This window comes from Streptomyces sp. NPDC051677, assembly GCF_044453465.1.
Taxonomy (GTDB): domain Bacteria; phylum Actinomycetota; class Actinomycetes; order Streptomycetales; family Streptomycetaceae; genus Streptomyces.
The window spans coordinates 308,172-326,978 of the sequence record NZ_JBITCT010000001.1; the positions used below are offsets into that span (position 1 = coordinate 308,172).

Below are 18,807 nucleotides of genomic sequence, written 5' to 3' on the forward strand. Positions count from 1 at the left end.
CGCCGATGGAGCAGGCCTGGTTCAAGGCCTGCTCCACCAAGGTAATGCCCTTGTCTAGGGCTTCGTGGGTGAGAACACCGCCACGGTCCGGGCCGGCACGGCGAACGTGCCGGATTCCGCCTCGTACGACGAGGTCCTGACGGTGGCGTCCGGGCCGGCCGCCTGCACCGGGTGCAGTCGGTATCCCGTGCCGGCGAGGGCGCCGACCGTCTGCTTCTGTGCGGTCGGCGTCGCGTTGAACACGACGACCAGGTCACCGAGTTCCATGGTGATGACGCCGGGCGTCTCGTCCTTTCCGGACAGCGGGAAGGACAGCGCCGACTGCACCTGCGCGGCCGTCCGGAGGGAGAACGCCGACTCCGTCGTGCGGATCCGCAGCAGGTCCTGGTAGGCGGCGGAGGTCGCGGTGATCTGCGGGCAGCCCACGCCGACAGAGGTCAACAGGTGCTTGGCGTAAGGCCATTTGGACGCGTTGTCGGCGGCCGGCGGCAGTCCGCGCCCGAAGCCGTTGCCGGCGGTGCAGTTCCAGTGGATCGCGTTGAACCAGTCACCGCTGTCGAAGGAGTTGCGGTCCAGGGACTTGGAGCGCAGCAGGTCGGAGCCCGCCTGGGACAGCGCGGGCCCCTGGGAGAGGGCGGCGGTGGCCAGGGCGACGACCTGCATACGGGAGCGGTCGGAGGCGGAGGTGCCGGCCGGCAGCTTGTAGGCGAGGGCGTCGAACAGGGACTCGTTGTCGTGCGCGTCGACATAAGCGAGGGCGTCGCCGGGCGCGTCCGCGTAGCCGGCCGGGGCGCCGTTGTAGTCGACCTCGGCGCCGGTGACGTCATGCCCGTCGGCGTTGGTGAAACGGTACGCGGCGAGGTTCCCGGACAGGCCGACCTTGATGAGGTCCTGGTAGTGCAGCAGTCGCGCCTTCTGCTGCGCCGAAGTGCCGTTCGCGGTCGAGGGGTTGGGGTCGGTGTAGAGACCGGACGCAAAGCCCTGGACGCCCGGGTCCGCGTCGAAGGGGCCGCCGCCGCGCACGGCGTCACGGGCGCGGTCGGAGAACGTCGCGACACCGGTTCCGGCCATGTTCTTCTGCGTCGCCTGCACGAACCGGGCGTCGTCGGCGACCTCGCCGAAGTTCCAGCCCTCGCCGTACAGGATGATCTTCTTGCCGTCGACGCCGTCCTGGGCGAGGGTCAGCCCGTCGAGCGCCTTGCGCACGGCGAGGATGTTGGCCTTCGGGTGGTGTCCCATGAGGTCGAAGCGGAACCCGTCGACCTTGTACTCCTTGGCCCAGGTGACGACCGAGTCGACGACCAGCTTGCCCATCATGGCGTTCTCGGTCGCCGTGTTCGCACAGCAGGTGCTGGTGGCGACGGACCCGTCGGCGAGCAGCCGCTGGTAGTAGCCGGGCACGACCTTGTCCAGGACGCTGGTCGCCGCCTGGCCGCTCGCCGCGGTGTGGTTGTAGACGACGTCCATGACGACCCGCAGACCGTCCTCGTTCAGCGACTTGACCATCGTGCGGAACTCGACCGTACGGCCCGTGCCGTCCGGGTCGGTCGCGTACGAGCCCTCGGGGACCGTGTAGTGGTAGGGGTCGTAGCCCCAGTTGTAGGCGTCCTTCGCGGCGGTCTTCGCCACGCACTCCTGCTGCTTGTCGGAGTCTGCCGGGTAGGAGGCGAGGTCGCAGTCAGGGGTCGCCTGGTCGGCCTTCTCCTCCGGGACGGTGGCGAGGTCGAAGGCGGGCAGCAGATGGACGTACGACGTGCCCGACTTCGCGAGTTCCCGCAGGTGCTTCGAGCCGTCGCTGTTCCTGTCGGCGAAGGCGAGATAGGTGCCCTGGTCCCTGGCCGGCACGCTGGTGTCCGCGACGGAGAAGTCCCGGATGTGCAGCTCCTGGATCTGGGCGTCCCTCAGCGGTACCGCCTTGGGCTTGGCCAGTTTCGACCAGCCGCTGGGCGCGAGGGACCTGTCGTCGAGGTCGACGACGAGGCTGCGCCCGGAGTTCGCGGTGAGGGCGACCGAGTACGGGTCGGTGACCTTGTTGGTGACGACCTTGCGGACGCTGGGCGCCCACACCTTCACGACGTACCGATAGGGCTTGTTCTTCCAGGACGCCGGTCCGGTGACGGACCAGACGCCGGTGGCGTCGTTCCGCTTCATCGCCTTGAGAGAGCCGTCGAGCTCCAGTGAGACGCTCTGCGCTGTGGGCGCCCAAACGGCAAGCCTGGGACGGCCGTTGTGGAACGTCGGCCCCAGCTCGGCCTTTGTCGCACCCGCGTACACGTCGTCGAGCACGCCGGCGATCTGGACGCCGGTCGCCGCGAGCACGGCGCCGTTCGCGGCCCGCTGGGAGGCGACGATCTGTCCGTCGAGAGCCTGGCGCACCCGGTCGCGGTCGCGCGGGTCGACGGACCAGGCCGGGTAGTCCTTCAGATGCGGGAACTTGGCCTTCTGGGCGTCGGTCAGCGTGGTCTTCGTCAGCCGCAGCCAGCGCTCGTCGTCGCTGGTCAGCGCGCCGTTCTTCACGGCGATCGAGCCGTCGTGGGAGTAGAGCAGCTGGGTGGAGGCGGCGGCGTCGGAGCCGTTCCAGGCAACGGTGTCGCGGTCGATCCAGATCGCCTTGGAGGTGGTCAGGTCGAGCGCGGCGGCGGAGCCCGCGGGCTGCGGCAGCAGGTACTTCTCCTGGCCGTTCAGCAGCCACACCTCGTGGCCGTTCGCGGTGAGGTCCAGCGACTGGTCGGAGGGAAGGTCCTTGTCGTCGCCCTTGTGGAGGATGTAACTCAGGCTCGTGGCACCGTCGGTGAGCGGTACCTCGAAGACCGCGCCGTAGGCGTCGCTCCGCACGGGCTTCAGCGGGTTCGACCACTCGGTGGGGTTCGCGGCGCCCGTCCAGACGTGCAGACCCCAGCCGTCGTAGTTCCCGTCGGCGCGGTGGTAGTGCAGTACGGCCTTCGTGGCGTCCTGAGCCGGATAGTCGTCGGGCCGCTCCGTCCGTACGACGTCCTTGCCCTGCTCGATCCAGACCTCACCGGTCTTCGTGACGTCGATCGTGCGGTCGGCGGAGACGTCCTTGTTGCCCTGCTTGTCGATGACGAGGAAGCCGACGTTCGACGCGCCCGGCTTCAGCTTGACGTAGGCGAAGGCGCCGTATGCGTCACGGCCGACGAAGGGGTGGCTGTCCGGCCAGGTGGTCGCCTCGCCGTCGGCGAGGTCGCCCCAGGCGTACAGGCCCCAGTCGGCGTAGTCGCCGTCGGTGCGCTTGTAGTGGACGATCGCGTAGTCGCGGGAGGAGGCGGTGGGGGTCTCCTCGGCGGGCGGGGCGCCGGTGGTGGAGGCGGCGGTGGCACTCGCCGTGTGACCGGCCGTGTCGACGACGACTGCCTTGTAGCGCAGGGCGGTTCCGGCCGGGACGCCCTTGCCGATGGCCTGCGTGACCTTGTACGGGGCGTGGTCGGCGGAGCCGAGCGTCCGCCACTTGCCGTCGCCGACCTGGGCGGCGAAGACGACGCGGTTGAGCTGACCGCCGTCGACGTCGGCGGTCAGTTCCACGGTGCCGGTGGCGCCGGCGTCGGGGGCCTTGAGGGTGAGGGTCGGTGCGGTGGTCGGCTTGGCGAGCCTGCCCGCCGCCTTGAGGACGATCGCCGAACCGGCCGGGACGGTGACGGTGACCTTCGTGTCCCCGTCAGAGGTCACGTCGTCCGAAGTGCCGTAGATCCCCCGGAACTTCATGCCCGCCGAGCCGGTCGCGAAGGTGGCCGTCTTCGCCTCGCCGGCGTTGTTGAGGGCGACGACGTACTCCTGGCGGGTCCTGGCGTCCGTACGCGAGAACGCGTAGACGCCGGAGCCGTCGGCCGCGTACCGCTGCGTCTGGACGCCGTCCGCCAGGGCGGGGTTGTCCTTGCGCAGCTTGCTGAGCGCGGCGATCTGCCGGTAGAGCGGGGCACGCGTGTCGTACGAGTCGCTCGCGTGCGTACGGTCGGTGCCGATCTCGTCGTCGTCGAGGTAGTCGGCCGTCCTGGACGCGAACATCGTCTGGCGGGCGTCCTTGTCGCCGCCGGAGCCGGTGAAGCCCTGCTCGTCGCCGTAGTAGACGACCGGGTTTCCGCGGCTCAGGAACATGAGCTCGTTGGCGAGCTTGTCCTTGGCCAGCAGCTGGGCGTCCGTGGCCTTCGGGTTGTCCTGGTTCAGGAAGTACCCGACGCGACCCATGTCGTGGTTGCCGAGGAAGGTGACCTGCTCGTACGCGTTGGCCTTGTCGGTCGTGTACTTGTAGTCGTCGCCGAAGACCTTCGCGAGGGACTGGGCGCTGCCGCCCTGGGAGGCGTACTGCCGCGCCGCCTCCTGGAAGGGGAAGTCCAGCGTGGCGTCGAGGCGGCCCTGGGTGACGTACGGCGAAGTGATCGACGTGTCGGCGGAGTAGACCTCGCCGAACATGAAGAAGTTCTTGCGCCCCTGCCTGGACGCGTACGCGTCCAGGGCCGTCGCCCACTGGGTCCAGAAGTCCATGTCGACGTGCTTGACCGTGTCGATCCGGAAGCCGTCGATGTCGAAGTCGCGCACCCAGCGCTCGTAGATCCTCTCCATGCCCCGCACGACCTCGGGACGCTCGGTCCACAGGTCGTCGAGGCCGCCGAAGTCTCCGTACGTGGCGCTCTCACCGGCGAAGGTGGAGTCACCGCGGTTGTGGTACATCGTCGGGTCGTTGAGCCAGGAGGGCACCTTGGCGTTCTTGTCCGCGGCGGCCACGGTGGGCGTGCGCGGGAAGGAGTCGGCGTCGACGGCGGGGAACTTCCTGCGGCCGTCCGCGTAGTCGGCGTCGTCGAAGGGCTGCCCGTCCTTGGTCAGGTACGGGAAGGCGCCCTTGGAGAGGTAGTCGTAGGACTTCTCCTGGTAGTCGACGACATCGGCGGTGTGGTTGGTGATGACGTCGAAGAAGACCTTCATGCCCTTGGCGTGCGCCTTGGAGATGAGGGTTTCCAGTTCCTTGTTGGTGCCGAAGTGCGGGTCGACCTGGGTGAAGTCGGTGATCCAGTATCCGTGATAGCCGGCCGAGGCGTTGCTCCCCGTCCCCTGCACGGGACGGTTCTTGAAGATCGGGGCCATCCAGATGGCGGTGGTGCCGAGGCCCTTGATGTAGTCGAGCTTCTTGGTCAGGCCCTTGAGGTCGCCGCCCTGGTAGAAGCCCTTGTCCGTGGGGTCGTAGCCGGTGGAGAGGCGGGAACCGGTGAGACCGCCCTTGTCGTTCTTCGTGTCGCCGTTGGCGAAGCGGTCCGGCAGGACGAAGTAGAACTGCTCACGGGTGTCGTCGTGCCGGGCCGGTTCCGCGGCGAGCTTCGCGTCGGAGGGCGGTGGCGGCGGGGTGTCCGCCCGGGCGGACAGCGGCTGGACGAGCGCTGCGGCCAGCGCGGTCACGGTGACCGCGGCGACCCGTCCGGCATGCGTGGTGCGGCGCCTGGACGGCACCGGCCATCTCGGTATCACTGACGTGGACTCCTTGCGGTGTACGGCTCTTCGGGTCCGACCCCGCGTGACCGTATCGCCGCCGTAAGGATTACAGCAAGAGTCCTGAAACAGACGGAAAGAACTTTCAGCGTCGGATGGTGTAGGTGACGAGCGAGCGGGCCGGGACGGTGGCCGTCAGTGAGCCCCCGCTGACGGGGACGGCGGCCTGGCGGGCGGTGCTGCTGGAGCCGTTGGTGAGGTACGGGGTCGCGGTCCCGGTGGTGATCCCGGTGTTCTGGAGCTTGAAGGACACCTGGTCGGCCGTGGCGGCCGTGTTCAGCGCCACGACGGTCACCGTGCCGTCGGTGTTGCGGAAGGCCGAGAGCTTCAACGCGCTGTCGGCAGTCGTGGCCCCGATCCGGGTGGCGCCGGGGCGGATGAAGCGGCTGTAGTTGGCCATCGCCCACAGCCGCTTGGAGACGTGGTAGCTGTCGCCGTCCAGCTGGATCAGACCCCGGGTCGCGCCCAGCGAGGCGCCGTACCAGTAGACGTACCCGCTGACGTTCCCCTTGGTGAGGGCGTCGTGGATGGCGGAGGCGACCGTGAAGCCGTCGTAGCCGCTGCCGTCGTCCCAGTTCTCGTTCCAGGTGGCGCCGTTGGGCGACCACTCCGACATCCAGGTGCGTTTGGAGGTCGGCAGTGGGCTGTCGACCGCGCTGGCGTAGTTGTGGCCGGTGTGGGTGCTCACGTAACCGCGGGCGGTCGCGTCGGCCTCGATCGCGCTGGTGTAGGCCTTCTGCTGCGTCCAGCCGAAGGAGTCGCAGCAGGCGACCTTGTACCCGGCCGCCTTCGCGACCGGACCGAAGAACTTCACGTACTCCGTGGCCTGCGCGGGCGTGAGCCGCATCGAGTCGTACGTCGCCGTCCAGTCGGGTTCGTTGGTGAAGCCGATGTCGGTGATGCCGATGCCCTCCTGGCCGTAGAACTTGGCGTACTGGACGAGGAAGTCCGCGTACGCCCTGCGCCAGTCGCCGCTCGCGCAGGCGGCCCCGGCGAGGCCGCACAACGTCCCGCCGCCGGCGTCGGTCCCGTTGGTCTTCATATAGCCGGGCGCGGTCCAGGCGTCGGCGTAGAAGCGGTTCACGCCGTACGCCTTGGCCTCCTTGGCCAGCCACACCTGGCCCTTGTCGTAGCCGTCCCAGGTGTACTTGGGGGTCGCGTTCGGGCCGCCGGGGTCGGTGGGCTGGATGCCCGAGTCGATGCCGAGGCGCAGGATGCTGAGGCCGGCGCCGGTGGTGCGGCTCAGCAGCAGGTCGAGTAACTCCCGCTGGTGCTGGGCCGACAGGCCTTCGGAGCCGTTCATGACGGCGGCCCGGCCGAAATGCTCGGAGAAGCCGAAGCCGTCGATGGGCTGGTGGACGGTGGCGCCGTTGACGGTGGCGGTGCTTGCCGCGGCCTTGGAAGGCAGGTCGGCGGAAGGCAGGTCGGCGGCCGTGACGCTGGCGACGGTGAGCAGGGCTGCCGCGGTGGTCACCGCCCACTTGCTGAGTCTGCGCTGCATGACGCACTCCTGTACGAAGGGGGGTGGGAGCGCTCCCATAGACAGCAGGGAACGTAGGACGACACTCCTTGAGCGTCAATCCCACGTTCCCCTTCCGTGCTCAGCAGCTGGACTTGCCCGCGTAGACCGCCAGCGCCGTGTTGGCGCCGAGGGTGGCCGTGAACTGGCCGTTCGAGGCGATCGTCACGCTCGTGTTGTTCTGCACGTTGCAGTACGTGCCAGCGGGCAGCGAGGTCTGGTACGTCCGGCTCAGGCTGCTCGACTCGTGGTTGATGGCGACGTAGCCCTTGCCGCCCCGCCCGAAGGCGATCGCGTCGCCCCCGTTGTCCCACCAGTTGGTCACCGACTCGCCGCGGGTGGCGTTGCGGAAGGCGACCATGCGCAGGATCTCCGGCCAGGCGTGCTGGCACTTCCAGCCGTTCTGCCAACAGGCGTTCACCGCACCGCCGTTGGGCGGGCCGGCGTCCGTGTCGGACCACTCGTAACCGGAGTTGATGTCCGGGGCGCCGTACGGGTAGGCGAGCATGAAGACGTTGGCGAGGGTGTAGTTCGCGCCGTCCTTGTAGTTGAGGGTGGACCCGTTGCGCTCGGTGTCGTGGTTGTCGACGAAGACACCGGCGACCGAGCTGCTCATGTAGCCCCAGCCCTCGCCGTAGTTCTTCAGGTAGGCGAGGTTCTCGTTGTTGAAGACCCGCTTGAGGTCGTAGGCGTAACGGAACTCCTGGACATCCCCGTTGCCGGTGCACTCGGTCGGCTGGACGGCCTCTCCGCTGCCGTAGATGACCTCCTGTTTCCAGTACGCGTTCGGGTTCGTCAGCCGCGACTTGATGTTGGCGAGGTCGGCGGTGTCGATGTGCTTGGCCGCGTCGATGCGGAAGCCGTCGACGCCGAGGGTGAGGAGGTCGTTCATGTACCCGGCGATGGTCTTGCGGACGTACTCCTCGCCGGTGTCCAGGTCGGCGAGGCCGACGAGTTCGCAGTGCTGGACGTTCCAGCGGTCGGCGTAGTTGGTGACCTGGCTCGTGCAGTCGTCGAAGTCGTAGGAGGAGTACAGGCCGGGGTAGTTGTACTTCGTGTACGAGGACCCGCCGGTCCCGGTGCCGCTGCCCGCCGACATGTGGTTGACGACCGTGTCGACGACGACCTTCACACCCGCCGCATGGCAGGTGTTCACCATGTTCTGGAACGCCGTGCGGTCGCCCAGCCGACCCGCGATCTTGTAACTGACGGGCTGGTACGACGTCCACCACTGCGAGCCCTGTATGTGCTCGGCGGGCGGGGAGACCTGGACGTATCCGTAGCCGGCCGGGCCGAGCGTGTTGGTGCACTCCTTGGCGACCGAGGCGAAGTTCCACTCGAAGAGGACGGCGGTGACGTCCTTGGCGCCGGGCGGGGTGGCGTACGCCGTGGAGGCGCCGGGGGCGAGGACGGCGGCCGCGGCCGCGGCGAGGGCGAGGGCGCCCGAAAGCGTTCTGCTGCTTGCCATGTGGGGTTCCTTCTCCATTGAAGGCTCTTGCTGCAATCTTTCAGAAACCTTGCAGTGGCGTGATGTTAAGGGTCCCGGGGCCAAAAGGGCAGCGGTGGGTGTGAAAGATCTGCAAGAAGTTATGGAGTGAAGCCGCCCTGGTGGCGTGCTACTGGCACTTCGGGCACCACACCGTCCCGCGTCCCGCCGTGCGGGTCCGGCGCAGGGGGCCGCCGCAGCGCGGGCAGACGGGGTGCGGGTCGTCGCGATGGCCGGTGAGCCAGGAGTCCCGGGGCGGGACGCGGCCGGCGGTGACCGCGGAGCGCAGGGTGCGGCGCATGTGGGTATACAGGTGGCCGAGGTCGGCCTCGTCGAGTTCGCTCGCCCGGCTGGTGGGGCGCAGCCTCGCGCGCCACAGGATCTCGTCGGCCAGCAGATTGCCGAGTCCGGCCAGGACGGTCTGGTCGGTGAGGACGGTCTTGACGCTGCCGCGGTGTGCGGTGAGCGCGGCCTCGAAGTCGTCGCGGTCCACCGTCAGCGCGTCCGGGCCCAGGCCGCCCAGCAGCCGGGCGACCTCGGACTCGTCTTCGGCCAGCCACAGGCCTCGGAGTTTGCGCTGGTCGCGGTAGCGCAGCTGCCGGTCGCGGGCCACGGTGAACAGGACGCGGTCGTGTGCCTCGGCCGCGTCGTCGGGGTCGGCGCAGAGCAGTCGGCCGGTCATGCCGAAGTGCAGCATGAGGGTGGGGCCGCCGGTGCGGGCGAGCAGCCACTTCCCGTGCCGCTCCGGTTCGGTGAAGCGGCGGCCTTCCAACGCGTCCCGCAGCCGCCGGGCGCTCACCTCGTGCAGCACGCCCGTGTCCAGCACCTCGACGCGCTGGATTGTCCTGCCCTTCGCGCAGGACCGGAGCACCCTCCGGAATCCCTCGACGTCCGGCAGCTCGGGCATGGCACACGTCCTCCCTCGCACCAGGATCCGCCGGCCCGGCGAACGGGCCGCGGCCCCCTCACACCATGGTGGCTCCTGGCCGGCCCCGGTGCAGCGCGAAGGCCCGCCGTTCCCGGGGAGGGGAACGGCGGCCCCGGGTCGTGTCCGTGAGGCTCAGCACAGTCCGCCCGCAGGGCAGGGCAGGGCTCGCGGCGGCACGGGGGCGCGCGATCGCAGGGCGGAGGGTCGCCCGCACACGGCGACCGCACACGGGCGAGCCCGACGACACCGCCGAGGACCCCGCACGGCCGCACACGGGCGAACCCGATGGCGCGGCCGAGGGCCCCGGACGGCCGTGTACGGGCGAACCCGACGACACCGCCGAGGACCCCGCACGGCCGCACACGGGCGAACCCGATGGCGCGGCCGAGGGCCCCGGACGGCCGTGTACGGGCGAACCCGACGACACCGCCGAGGACCCCGCACGGCCGCACACGGGCGAACCCGATGGCGCGGCCGAGGGCCCCGGACGGCCGTGTACGGGCGAACCCGATGGCGCGGCCGAGGGCCCCGGACGTCCTTACGGTCGTGGAGAGGTCGTCAGGCTGTGGTCCACCACACCGTCGTGTCCCCCGGCACCTTCGCCTCGCCGTCCGTCTCCGCCACCTCGCCGCTGGCGAGCAAAACACGGCCGTACGCCGGGACGCGGACCGACTCACCCGTCGTGTTCGCGACGCACACGAACTCCCCGCGGCGGAAGGCGAGGACGCCCTCCGGGGCCTTCAGCCACTCCACCGCCTCGCCCGCGCCCAGGTCGGGCTCGGAGCGGCGCAGACGCAGGGCCGAGCGGTACAGCTCCAGGGTCGAACCGGCCACGCCCTCCTGGGCCTGGACGCTCAACTCGCCCCAGCCGGCCGGCTGGGGCAGCCAGCTGCCGCCGTCGCCGAAGCCGTACGACGTGCCCTCGCGCGTCCAGGGGATCGGGACGCGGCAGCCGTCGCGGAAGCCGTCCTGGCCGGCGCCGCGGAAGTAGGCGGGGTCCTGGCGGACCTCGTCGGGCAGGTCGACGACGTCCGGGAGGCCGAGTTCCTCGCCCTGGTAGACGTACGCCGAGCCGGGGAGCGCCAGCATCAGCAGCGTGGCGGCCCGGGCCCGGCGCAGGCCGAGCTCGCGGTCGCCCGCCGTGCGGATCTGGGTGCCGAGGCCGGGCGGGTTGGCGAAGCGGGTGGAGTGCCGGGTGACGTCGTGGTTGGACAGGACCCAGGTGGCCGGGGCGCCGACCGGACGCATCGCCTCCAGCGTGCGGTCGATGACCGTCCGCAGCTCCTTCGCGTCCCAATCGGTGCTCAGGTACTGGAAGTTGAAGGCCTGGTGGAGTTCGTCGGGGCGAACGTAATTCGCCGTGCGCTCCACGGTCGGCGTCCAGGCCTCGGCCACGAAGATGCGCCCGCCCGTCTCCCACTCCCGCCCTTGTGGGGAAGGCCCTTCGGGCCCCTTGTTGTTTCCGGAGTACTCGTCCAGGATCAGCCGCCACTGGCGGTAGATCTCGTGGACGCCGTCCTGGTCGAAGAACGGCATGACATCGTTGCCCAGCAGCTTGAGCTGTTCGTGGGAGCCGAGGTCCGGGAGGCCCTCCGCCTTGACCAGGCCGTGGGCGACGTCGATGCGGAAGCCGTCGACGCCCATGTCGAGCCAGAAACGCAGGATGGAGCGGAACTCGTCGCCGACGGCCGGGTGTTCCCAGTTGAAGTCGGGCTGCTCGGGGGCGAAGAGGTGGAGGTACCACTCGCCGGGTGTGCCGTCCGGCTCGGTGATCCGGGTCCAGGCCGGGCCGCCGAAGATGGACTCCCAGTCGTTGGGCGGGAGTTCGCCGTTCCTCCCCTTCCCCGGACGGAAGTGGTAGCGGTCGCGCAGCGGCGAGCCGGGGCCCTCCGCGACCGCCCGCTTGAACCACTCGTGCTGGTCGGAGGAGTGGTTGGGGACCAGGTCGACGATGATCCGCAGGCCCAGGTCGCGGGCGTCGCGGATGAGGGCGTCGGCGTCCAGGAGGTTGCCGAACATGGGGTCGACCTCCCGGTAGTCGGCGACGTCGTAGCCGGCGTCGGCCTGCGGGGAGGCGTAGAAGGGGCTGAGCCACACGGCGTCCACGCCGAGGCCCTGCAGGTACGGGAGGCGGGAGCGTACGCCTTCCAGGTCGCCCATGCCGTCGCCGTCGCTGTCGGCGAAGCTGCGCGGGTACACCTGGTAGATCACCGCGTCCCGCCACCAGTCACGGCGCTTGGCGACGGTGGCGACGGCCGAGGTGGGGGTGGGGGCCGGGGCTGCGGAGGGCTGCTGGCTCATGGCGTCCTTGGTACGTAACGGGATGGAATTCATGGGGAGTCGGGGCCTGACGGCAGGGGGCGGGTGGATGAGGCGGCCGCGGTGTCAGCGGGGTCTGGAGGTCTCCCCTTCGGGGGAGGACACCGCGGCCGCCACCCGCGCGGTCAGGCGCGCGGGAGTCGGGCAGCGCCCCGAAGGGGCGCGGGGGCTGTATCGCTGGGCGGCTCCGCCGCGATGGGAACGACCGGCCACGACGACGCCGCAGACGACCGACGGCCCATCGCGGCCCTCGCAGCGGAGCGTCACCCCTTGGTGCCGCCCGCCGTGAGGCCGGTCACCAGGTTCTTCTGCACGAGGTAGAAGAACACGGCGGCGGGTATCGCGATCAGCACGGCGGTGGCGGCCATGAGGTTGCGCTGGGCGTCGTGCTCGCTGACGAAGGACTGCAGGCCGACGGCGAGCGTGTACTTGTCGTCGCTGAGCATGAACGTCGAGGCGAACGCGACCTCGCTGAACGCGGTGAGGAAGTTGTAGAAGGCGGCCACCGCGAGGCCGGGCTTGGCCAGCGGGAGGATCAGCCGGAAGAAGGTGCCGAAGGGGGTGAGCCCGTCGACGCGGCCGGCCTCGTCGATCTCGAAGGGGATGGTGTCGAAGTACCCCTTGAGCAGCCAGGCGCTGTACGGGATGACCGTCGTGCAGTAGACGAGGATCAGGCCGAGGTAGTTGTCGATGAGCTTCAGGTCGGACAGGATCTGGTACATCGGGACCATCAGCACGGCGACCGGGAACATCTGGGTGACCAGCAGGACCCACATGAACTTCTTGTAGCCGGGGAAACGCATGCGGGACACGGCGTAGCCGGTGGTGGCGGCGATGAGCACGCCGATGGCCGTGGTGCCGAGGGTGACGATGAGGGAGCTCTTCAACCAGTCGAAGAACTTGGTGTGTTCGAGGACGAACGTGTAGTTGTCGAACGTCATCTTGTCCCAGATGCCGCCCGGGTGCAGGTAGTCGTCCTTGTCCGGGCCGAGGGACAGGTAGACGAGCCAGCCGATCGGGAAGAGCGCGATCAGGCTCGCGACGATCAGGACGGCGTGCGAGGCGAGGGAGCCGGCGAGGCTGTTCTCGCCGCGGCGCCGGGCCGGGCGGGGGGTCTTCGCGGAGCGCTGCTCGCGCACGGGGGCGGAGGTCTCGGCTGTGGTGGTACTCATGGGAACTCCTGCCTCAGATCGCGAGCTGCTGCTCGTTGCGGTTCAGCCAGCGGCGGTAGAACGAGGTGAAGACGATCAGGATGGCCAGCAGCAGGATGCCGTAGGCGGCGGACTGTGCGAAGTCACGCGGCTGCTGTCCGAAGCCGAGGTAGTACGCCCAGGTGACGAGGATCTGCGCGTCCGGTGCGGTGGTGCCGAACAGCAGGAAGATCACGGCGAACTGGTTGAACGTCCAGATGACGCCGAGCAGGACGACGGTGGAGCTGACGGACCGCAGGCCGGGCAGGGTGACGTAGCGGAAGCGCTGCCAGGCGCTCGCGCCGTCCATCTCGGCGGCCTCGTACAGGGAGGCGTCGATGGCCTGCAGACCGCCGAGCAGCGAGATCATCATGAACGGCACACCGCACCAGGTGTTGACCATGATCGCGGCGAACCGCTGCCAGAAGGTGTCCTCGAGCCACTGCGGTGACGGCAGATGCAGGGCGTCGAGCACGGTGTTGATGACGCCGCCGTCCGCGAGCATGAAACGCCAGCCGAAGACGGTGACGAACGTGGGCACCGCCCACGGCAGCACCAGGATCAGCCGGTACAGGGTGCGTCCGCGCAGTTTCTGGTTGAGCAGGAGCGCGAGGCCCAGTCCGATGCTGTAGTGCAGGGCGACACAGGCCACCGTCCACACGATCGTCCAGATGAAGTGCGACCAGAAGCGGTCGTAGGCCGTCGGGCCCCACAGGATGTCGGCGTAGTTGTCGAGGCCGATGAACTTGTAGGTGGCGTCGATGTGGTTGACGCCGATGGTGCGCGCGGTGTTGAGGCTGTTGGCGTCGGTGAGCGTCAGGTAGAGGCCGTACACCAGGGGGTACAGGACGAGGACGCCGAGGACGATCGCCACCGGCGCGATCATCGCGTACGCGTACCAGTGCTTGTGGTAGCCGTGCTTCAGGCGCGTGCCCAGCCCGGGCCTCGGCTCACGGTCACCGCGGCGCTTGCCGGTCGCGCGGTCGATGGCGACTGTCATGGTTCGACACCTTCTGGATCTTCACGCTGGATCTTCGAGGGGGGTGTACGGCTCACAGGCCGGTGGCCGCCGGATCCCTCCCCCCACCTCAAGCGGGAGATCCGACGGCCACGCGGGGCTCACTTGCTGAAGTCCGGCACCAGCTTGGCGATGGCGAGTTCAGCGTTGCTCAGGCCCTTGTCGAGGCTTTCCTTGCCGCCCGCGATCTTGGGCAGTTCGGTGTCGAGCGGACCCCACAGGGAGCTGTACTCCGGCAGCGCGGGGCGCGGCTGGGCGGAGGCGAGGACGGCGCCGTAGCCGGCGATGCCCGGGTCGGCCTTGACGGCGGCGGTGTAGGCGTCGTCGCGCGTGGGCAGCGTGGAGTTCTTCTGGGCGATGGTCGCCTGGGACGACGCGGAGGTCATGAAGTTGATGAACTTCAGCGCGGCGGCCTGGTGGGCCTTGTCCGAGCCGGCGTAGACCGAGAGGTTGTGGCCGCCGGTCGGGGCGCCCGCCTTGCCGGCTCCGCCGGCCGGGACGGTGGCGATGCCGAGGTTGGCCTTGTCCTTGAACGCGCTGCCCTTGTAGAAGTTCGTGATCTCCCAGGGGCCCTGGATGATCGCGGCGACCTTGCCGTTGACGAACGCGTCCTGGATGTGGGCGTAGGCGTCGGCGGTGGTGTCGGCCTTGTGCAGGCCAGCGCCGTCGAACAGGCCGAGCCAGGTGCCGTACGCCTTCTTCGCCGCCGCCGAGTTGACGGTGATCTTCTTGGCGTCGGCGTCGACGGTGTTCGTGCCCTCGCCGTAGAGGAAGGGCTGGGCGTAGTAGGCCGCGGTGGCGGAGCCCCAGTAGCCGTCGGCGCCCGTCTTCGCCTTGATCGTGGCGGCGGCGGTCTTCAGCTCGTCCCAGGTCTTCGGGGCGGCGGTGAGGCCGGCCTTCGCGAAGAGGTCCTTGTTGTAGACCAGCGCGAGCGTGTCCGTGACGATCGGCACGCCGTACGTCTTGCCCTCGTACTTGGCCTGCTCGATCAGGTTCGACTTGAACTTGGCCTGGTCCTTGAGGGCGTCGGTGCCGTCCAGCGGCAGGAAGTAGCCCTTCTTGGCGAAGGCGGGGGTCCAGCCGACCTCGGAGCGCAGCACGTCGGGCGCGCCGGAGGCGCCGGCGGCGGTGTCGAACTTGTTCTGGGCCTGGTCGAAGGGCACGTTGACGTACTTGACCTTGACGTCCTTGTTGGCGGCCTCGAACTGCTTGACCAGGGCCTGGTACGTGGGCGCCTCATTGGTGGCGTTGGAGGTGTCCCACCAGGTGATGGTGACCGGCCCGGACGAGTTGTCGCTGCCGCTGTCGTCCCCGCCGCAGGCCGTCGCCGCGAGGGCGAAGGACGCCACCAGCGCGGTGGCCGCTATGCCACGCCGCATGAGTTTCTCCTTGAGGGTGAAAGCCCGTATAGCTCCAGGAAGCGGTCCCGTCCGCCGCCCTGCCTACTCCGACCGCGTCGTTGCCGCCGCCGGGCGACGTGAACGTAACAGCGATGTAAGCGGCACGAAAGACCTTGCAGAAAAAAAGTGCAAGAGATCTCCGAAGTTATCCGCACGTGACCCGTGCGTGACCTCCCCTCGACCGCCGTGAGACCGTAGTTGTCGCGGTTGAGCGGCCTCAGAGCGGGGCACGCGACTGCTGTGCAAGACTCTGCAAGCTCTTGCCGTCACTTTCATGAGGGAGCGCGATGACGCAGCAGCCCGGCGCGGGCCGTTCACCAGGTCGCCCACGGCGCCCGATCGGTGTGCAAGGCAGCACCCGACCGGTACAGTCCACCCCTGTGACCACACGGCTTGCCGACATCGCTGCGCAGGCGGGGGTGAGCGAAGCGACCGTCAGCCGCGTCCTCAACGGCAAGCCTGGCGTCGCCGCCACCACCCGCCAGTCCGTGCTCGCCGCTCTGGACGTCCTGGGCTACGAGCGCCCGGTCCGGCTGCGCCAGCGCAGCGCGGGCCTGGTCGGCCTGATCACGCCGGAGCTGGAGAACCCGATATTCCCGGCCCTGGCCCAGGTCATCGGCCAGGCGCTGACCCGCCAGGGCTACACCCCGGTCCTCGCCACCCAGACCCCGGGCGGTTCCACGGAGGACGAGCTGACCGAGATGCTGGTCGACCGCGGCGTCGCCGGCATCATCTACGTCTCCGGCCTGCATGCGGACACCACGGCCGACATGCAGCGCTACGAGCAGCTGCGCGCCCAGGGCGTCCCCTTCGTGCTGGTGGACGGCTTCTCCCCCAAGGTGCAGGCCCCCTTCATCTCCCCCGACGACCGGGCGGCGATGACCCTGGCGGTCACCCACCTCGTCTCCCTCGGTCACACCCGGGTGGGCCTGGCCCTGGGCCCCAAGCGCTTCGTCCCGGTCCAGCGCAAGATCGAGGGCTTCGTACGGGCCATGCAGGACCAACTGCACCTGAGCGCGGAAACGATCGAGACAGACCTCGTCCAGCACTCCCTCTACACCCTGGAGGGCGGCCAGGCGGCGACCACGGCCCTGATCGACCGGGGCTGCACGGCGATCGTCTGCGCGAGCGACATGATGGCGCTGGGCGCGATACGCGCGGCCCGGCAGCGCGGTCTCGCGGTCCCGCGGGACGTCTCGGTGGTCGGCTTCGACGACTCCCCCCTGATCGCCTTCACCGACCCGCCCCTCACCACGATCCGCAAGCCGGTCCCCGCGATGGGCCAGGCCGCCGTCCGCACCCTCCTGGAGGAGATCGGCGGGACCCCCGCACCCCACAGCGAGTTCGTGTTCATGCCGGAACTGGTGGTCCGTGGTTCGACCGCTTCGGCGCCCGGTGACCGGAATCGTCCGTAGGGCGGAGAAACCAGGGGTTTCCCCCGTACGCCGGTAGTAGACGCGGCAGTCCGCCCGCTGTACAACGTGCGAGGCGAACCCGACCGAGGGATGATCGGGCCAAGAGGGCTCTTCTGGCAGACTTCATGTCCATGGGTGAATCGACTGTGACACCGTTGGAAGGCCGTGACCAGGCCATTCCGTACCCCGTCACGGCCGAGCCCCGGCAGCGTCGACTCGACCGGCTGCGCACCCCCCGCCGCCCTCGCCTCTGGTTCGAGATCCTCCTCATCGGCGTCAGTTACTGGACGTACTCACTGGTGCGCAACGCGGTCCCGGAACAGCGCGCCGAAGCACTGCGCAACACGGACTGGATCTGGCGCGCGGAGCACGATCTGGGCATCGCCGTGGAGGAGTCGGTCAACCACGCGGTGAACTCGGTGACGTGGCTCATCGTGGGCATGAACTACTACTACGCGACGTTGCACTTCATCGTCACGCTGGCCGTCCTGGTCTGGCTCTACCGCAGCCACCCCGGCCGCTACGCGGCAACCCGCCTGGTCCTGTTCGCCACCACGGCGGTGGCCCTGGTCGGCTACTACCTGTACCCGCTGGCACCGCCGCGCCTGATGCCGGGCGGCGACTTCATCGACACGGTGATGGTCCACCAGACGTGGGGCTCGATGGCGTCCGGCGACCTGAAGAACATGTCGAACCAGTACGCGGCGATGCCGTCGATGCACATCGGCTGGTCCGTCTGGTGCGGCCTGACGATCTTCGCCCTGGCCAGACTCCCCTGGGTCCGCATCCTGGGCCTGCTCTACCCGGTGGCGACGCTGGTGGTGATCGTCGCCACGGCCAACCACTTCTGGCTGGACGCGGTGGGCGGCATCCTCTGCCTGGCGTTCGGGTTCGCGGTGGCACGGGTCTGGTACGGGGCTGTGCCCTATGCGCTACCGCGGGTTCCGCAACCGCGAGCGCCACGGTAGGCCGTCCCGGGGTGGCCCGACGGCACGGGCGGCCGAGGCCCTGGCCGAAACGCCGCAGGGCCGAGGACCAGGCCTTCGCCGTAGGCCCCACCGCCCTCATGAACCCAGCAAGGACGACGCACCCGTAGAACTCCCTCCGGCACCCCCGCCCGCATCCCTCAGCGCGTCGATGAAGGCGTCCAACGCGGGCTGGGCGGGCGCGGTCTCCCGAACCACGGCATGAATGACCCGCACCGGCACCGGATCACGCACCTCCCGCACCACCACCCCCGGATGCCGGCTCCCCAGCCCCAGCCGGGGCACGAGACTCACCCCCAGCCCAGCGGCGACGAACCCCTGGGCGGTGACATAGTCCTCGCTCTCGACCACGAACCGAGGCCGAAACCCCACCGCCGCGCACGCATCGAGCTGAGCGTCAAGGCAGGGCCCCGGCCACTCGCTCCCCACGAACCCCTCCTCGGCCAGCTCCCCCAGCCGCACGGTCCGCCGCCCGGCAAGCCGATGCCCACGAGGCAGAACGGCAAGATAGGGATCATCCAGCAGGTGCAGCACCCGCACACCGCTCTGCGGTCCCCCGCCTGCCTTCACCACCAGGGCAAGATCGGCCCGCCCTTCCCGCACCTCGGCCACAGGGTCCTCGGAATCGACCGTCAGCTTCAGGTCCACCCCCACTCCGGGATGCGCCTCCCGCAGCCGAGCCACCGCGGGCGCGACCAGCCCGGCCCCCGCGGTGGCGAAGTACCGCACACCCAGCCGCCCCGTGCGCCCGGCCAACAGGTCGGCGAGCGCGGCCTCGGCCTCGGCGACCTGCCGCCCGATGGCATCCGCGTACTCACTGAGCAGCAGCCCGGCAGCGGTGGGCCGAACCCCCCGCCCCACCCGCTCCAGCAGCTCAGCCCCCACCTCCTTCTCCAGGGCGGCGATCTGCTGACTCACTGCGGACGGCGTGTACCCCAGAGCCCCAGCAGCCCCCGTGACGGACCCACTGCCCACCACAGCCCGCAACACCTGCATCCGTCGCACATCAATCATGCAGCCCACCTTAATGAACCATCCAAAACATTTCACTTG

Annotated in this window: 11 protein-coding genes; 2 read left to right on the plus strand and 9 right to left on the minus strand. The window is 69.4% G+C overall.

The features are described from left to right. Positions 1–54 precede the first annotated feature (54 nt). The 8 genes from pulA to ACIBAF_RS01430 form a co-directional block, all read right to left on the minus strand. The gene (gene pulA / locus ACIBAF_RS01395; RefSeq protein ID WP_399461031.1) at positions 55–5,472 is read right to left on the minus strand and encodes a pullulanase-type alpha-1,6-glucosidase; all 5,418 of its coding nucleotides are present in this window, start codon (positions 5,470–5,472) and stop codon (positions 55–57) included. 106 nt (positions 5,473–5,578) lie between these two features. After that, positions 5,579–6,994 (minus strand): glycoside hydrolase family 30 beta sandwich domain-containing protein, encoded by a 1,416-nt coding sequence (locus ACIBAF_RS01400; RefSeq protein ID WP_399461032.1) that lies wholly within the window; start codon positions 6,992–6,994, stop codon positions 5,579–5,581. Between the two features lie 100 nt (positions 6,995–7,094). Next, on the minus strand, positions 7,095–8,480 hold the full coding sequence (locus ACIBAF_RS01405; protein ID WP_399461033.1) for an alpha-amylase family protein: 1,386 nt from the start codon (positions 8,478–8,480) through the stop codon (positions 7,095–7,097). A gap of 148 nt (positions 8,481–8,628) precedes the next feature. Beyond that, positions 8,629–9,405 (minus strand): Fpg/Nei family DNA glycosylase, encoded by a 777-nt coding sequence (locus ACIBAF_RS01410; protein ID WP_399461034.1) that lies wholly within the window; start codon positions 9,403–9,405, stop codon positions 8,629–8,631. A 579-nt stretch (positions 9,406–9,984) separates the two neighbouring features. Further along, complete coding sequence (locus ACIBAF_RS01415) at positions 9,985–11,727, minus strand: glycoside hydrolase family 13 protein (RefSeq protein ID WP_399461035.1); 1,743 nt, start codon at positions 11,725–11,727, stop codon at positions 9,985–9,987. A gap of 281 nt (positions 11,728–12,008) precedes the next feature. After that, positions 12,009–12,917 carry a sugar ABC transporter permease gene (locus ACIBAF_RS01420; RefSeq protein WP_399461036.1) on the minus strand — a complete coding sequence of 303 codons (909 nt, stop codon included), beginning with the start codon at positions 12,915–12,917 and terminating at the stop codon, positions 12,009–12,011. Positions 12,918–12,930: 13 nt separating this feature from the next. Then, positions 12,931–13,935, minus strand: a complete 1,005-nt coding sequence (locus ACIBAF_RS01425; protein ID WP_399461037.1) for a carbohydrate ABC transporter permease — start codon at positions 13,933–13,935, stop codon at positions 12,931–12,933. Between the two features lie 119 nt (positions 13,936–14,054). After that, the gene (locus ACIBAF_RS01430) at positions 14,055–15,332 is read right to left on the minus strand and encodes an extracellular solute-binding protein (protein WP_399461038.1); all 1,278 of its coding nucleotides are present in this window, start codon (positions 15,330–15,332) and stop codon (positions 14,055–14,057) included. A gap of 401 nt (positions 15,333–15,733) precedes the next feature. Between ACIBAF_RS01430 and ACIBAF_RS01435 the strand changes: the two genes are divergently transcribed. Further along, positions 15,734–16,768, plus strand: coding sequence for a LacI family DNA-binding transcriptional regulator (locus ACIBAF_RS01435; protein ID WP_399461039.1), 1,035 nt, complete (start codon positions 15,734–15,736; stop codon positions 16,766–16,768). Between the two features lie 131 nt (positions 16,769–16,899). After that, positions 16,900–17,736: a phosphatase PAP2 family protein gene (locus ACIBAF_RS01440; protein ID WP_399461040.1), complete on the plus strand. Its 837-nt coding sequence runs from the start codon at positions 16,900–16,902 to the stop codon at positions 17,734–17,736. A gap of 96 nt (positions 17,737–17,832) precedes the next feature. On the opposite strand, the gene ACIBAF_RS01445 is transcribed toward ACIBAF_RS01440, so the two are convergent. Then, on the minus strand, positions 17,833–18,750 hold the full coding sequence (locus ACIBAF_RS01445) for a LysR family transcriptional regulator (protein ID WP_399461327.1): 918 nt from the start codon (positions 18,748–18,750) through the stop codon (positions 17,833–17,835). Positions 18,751–18,807 lie beyond the last annotated feature (57 nt).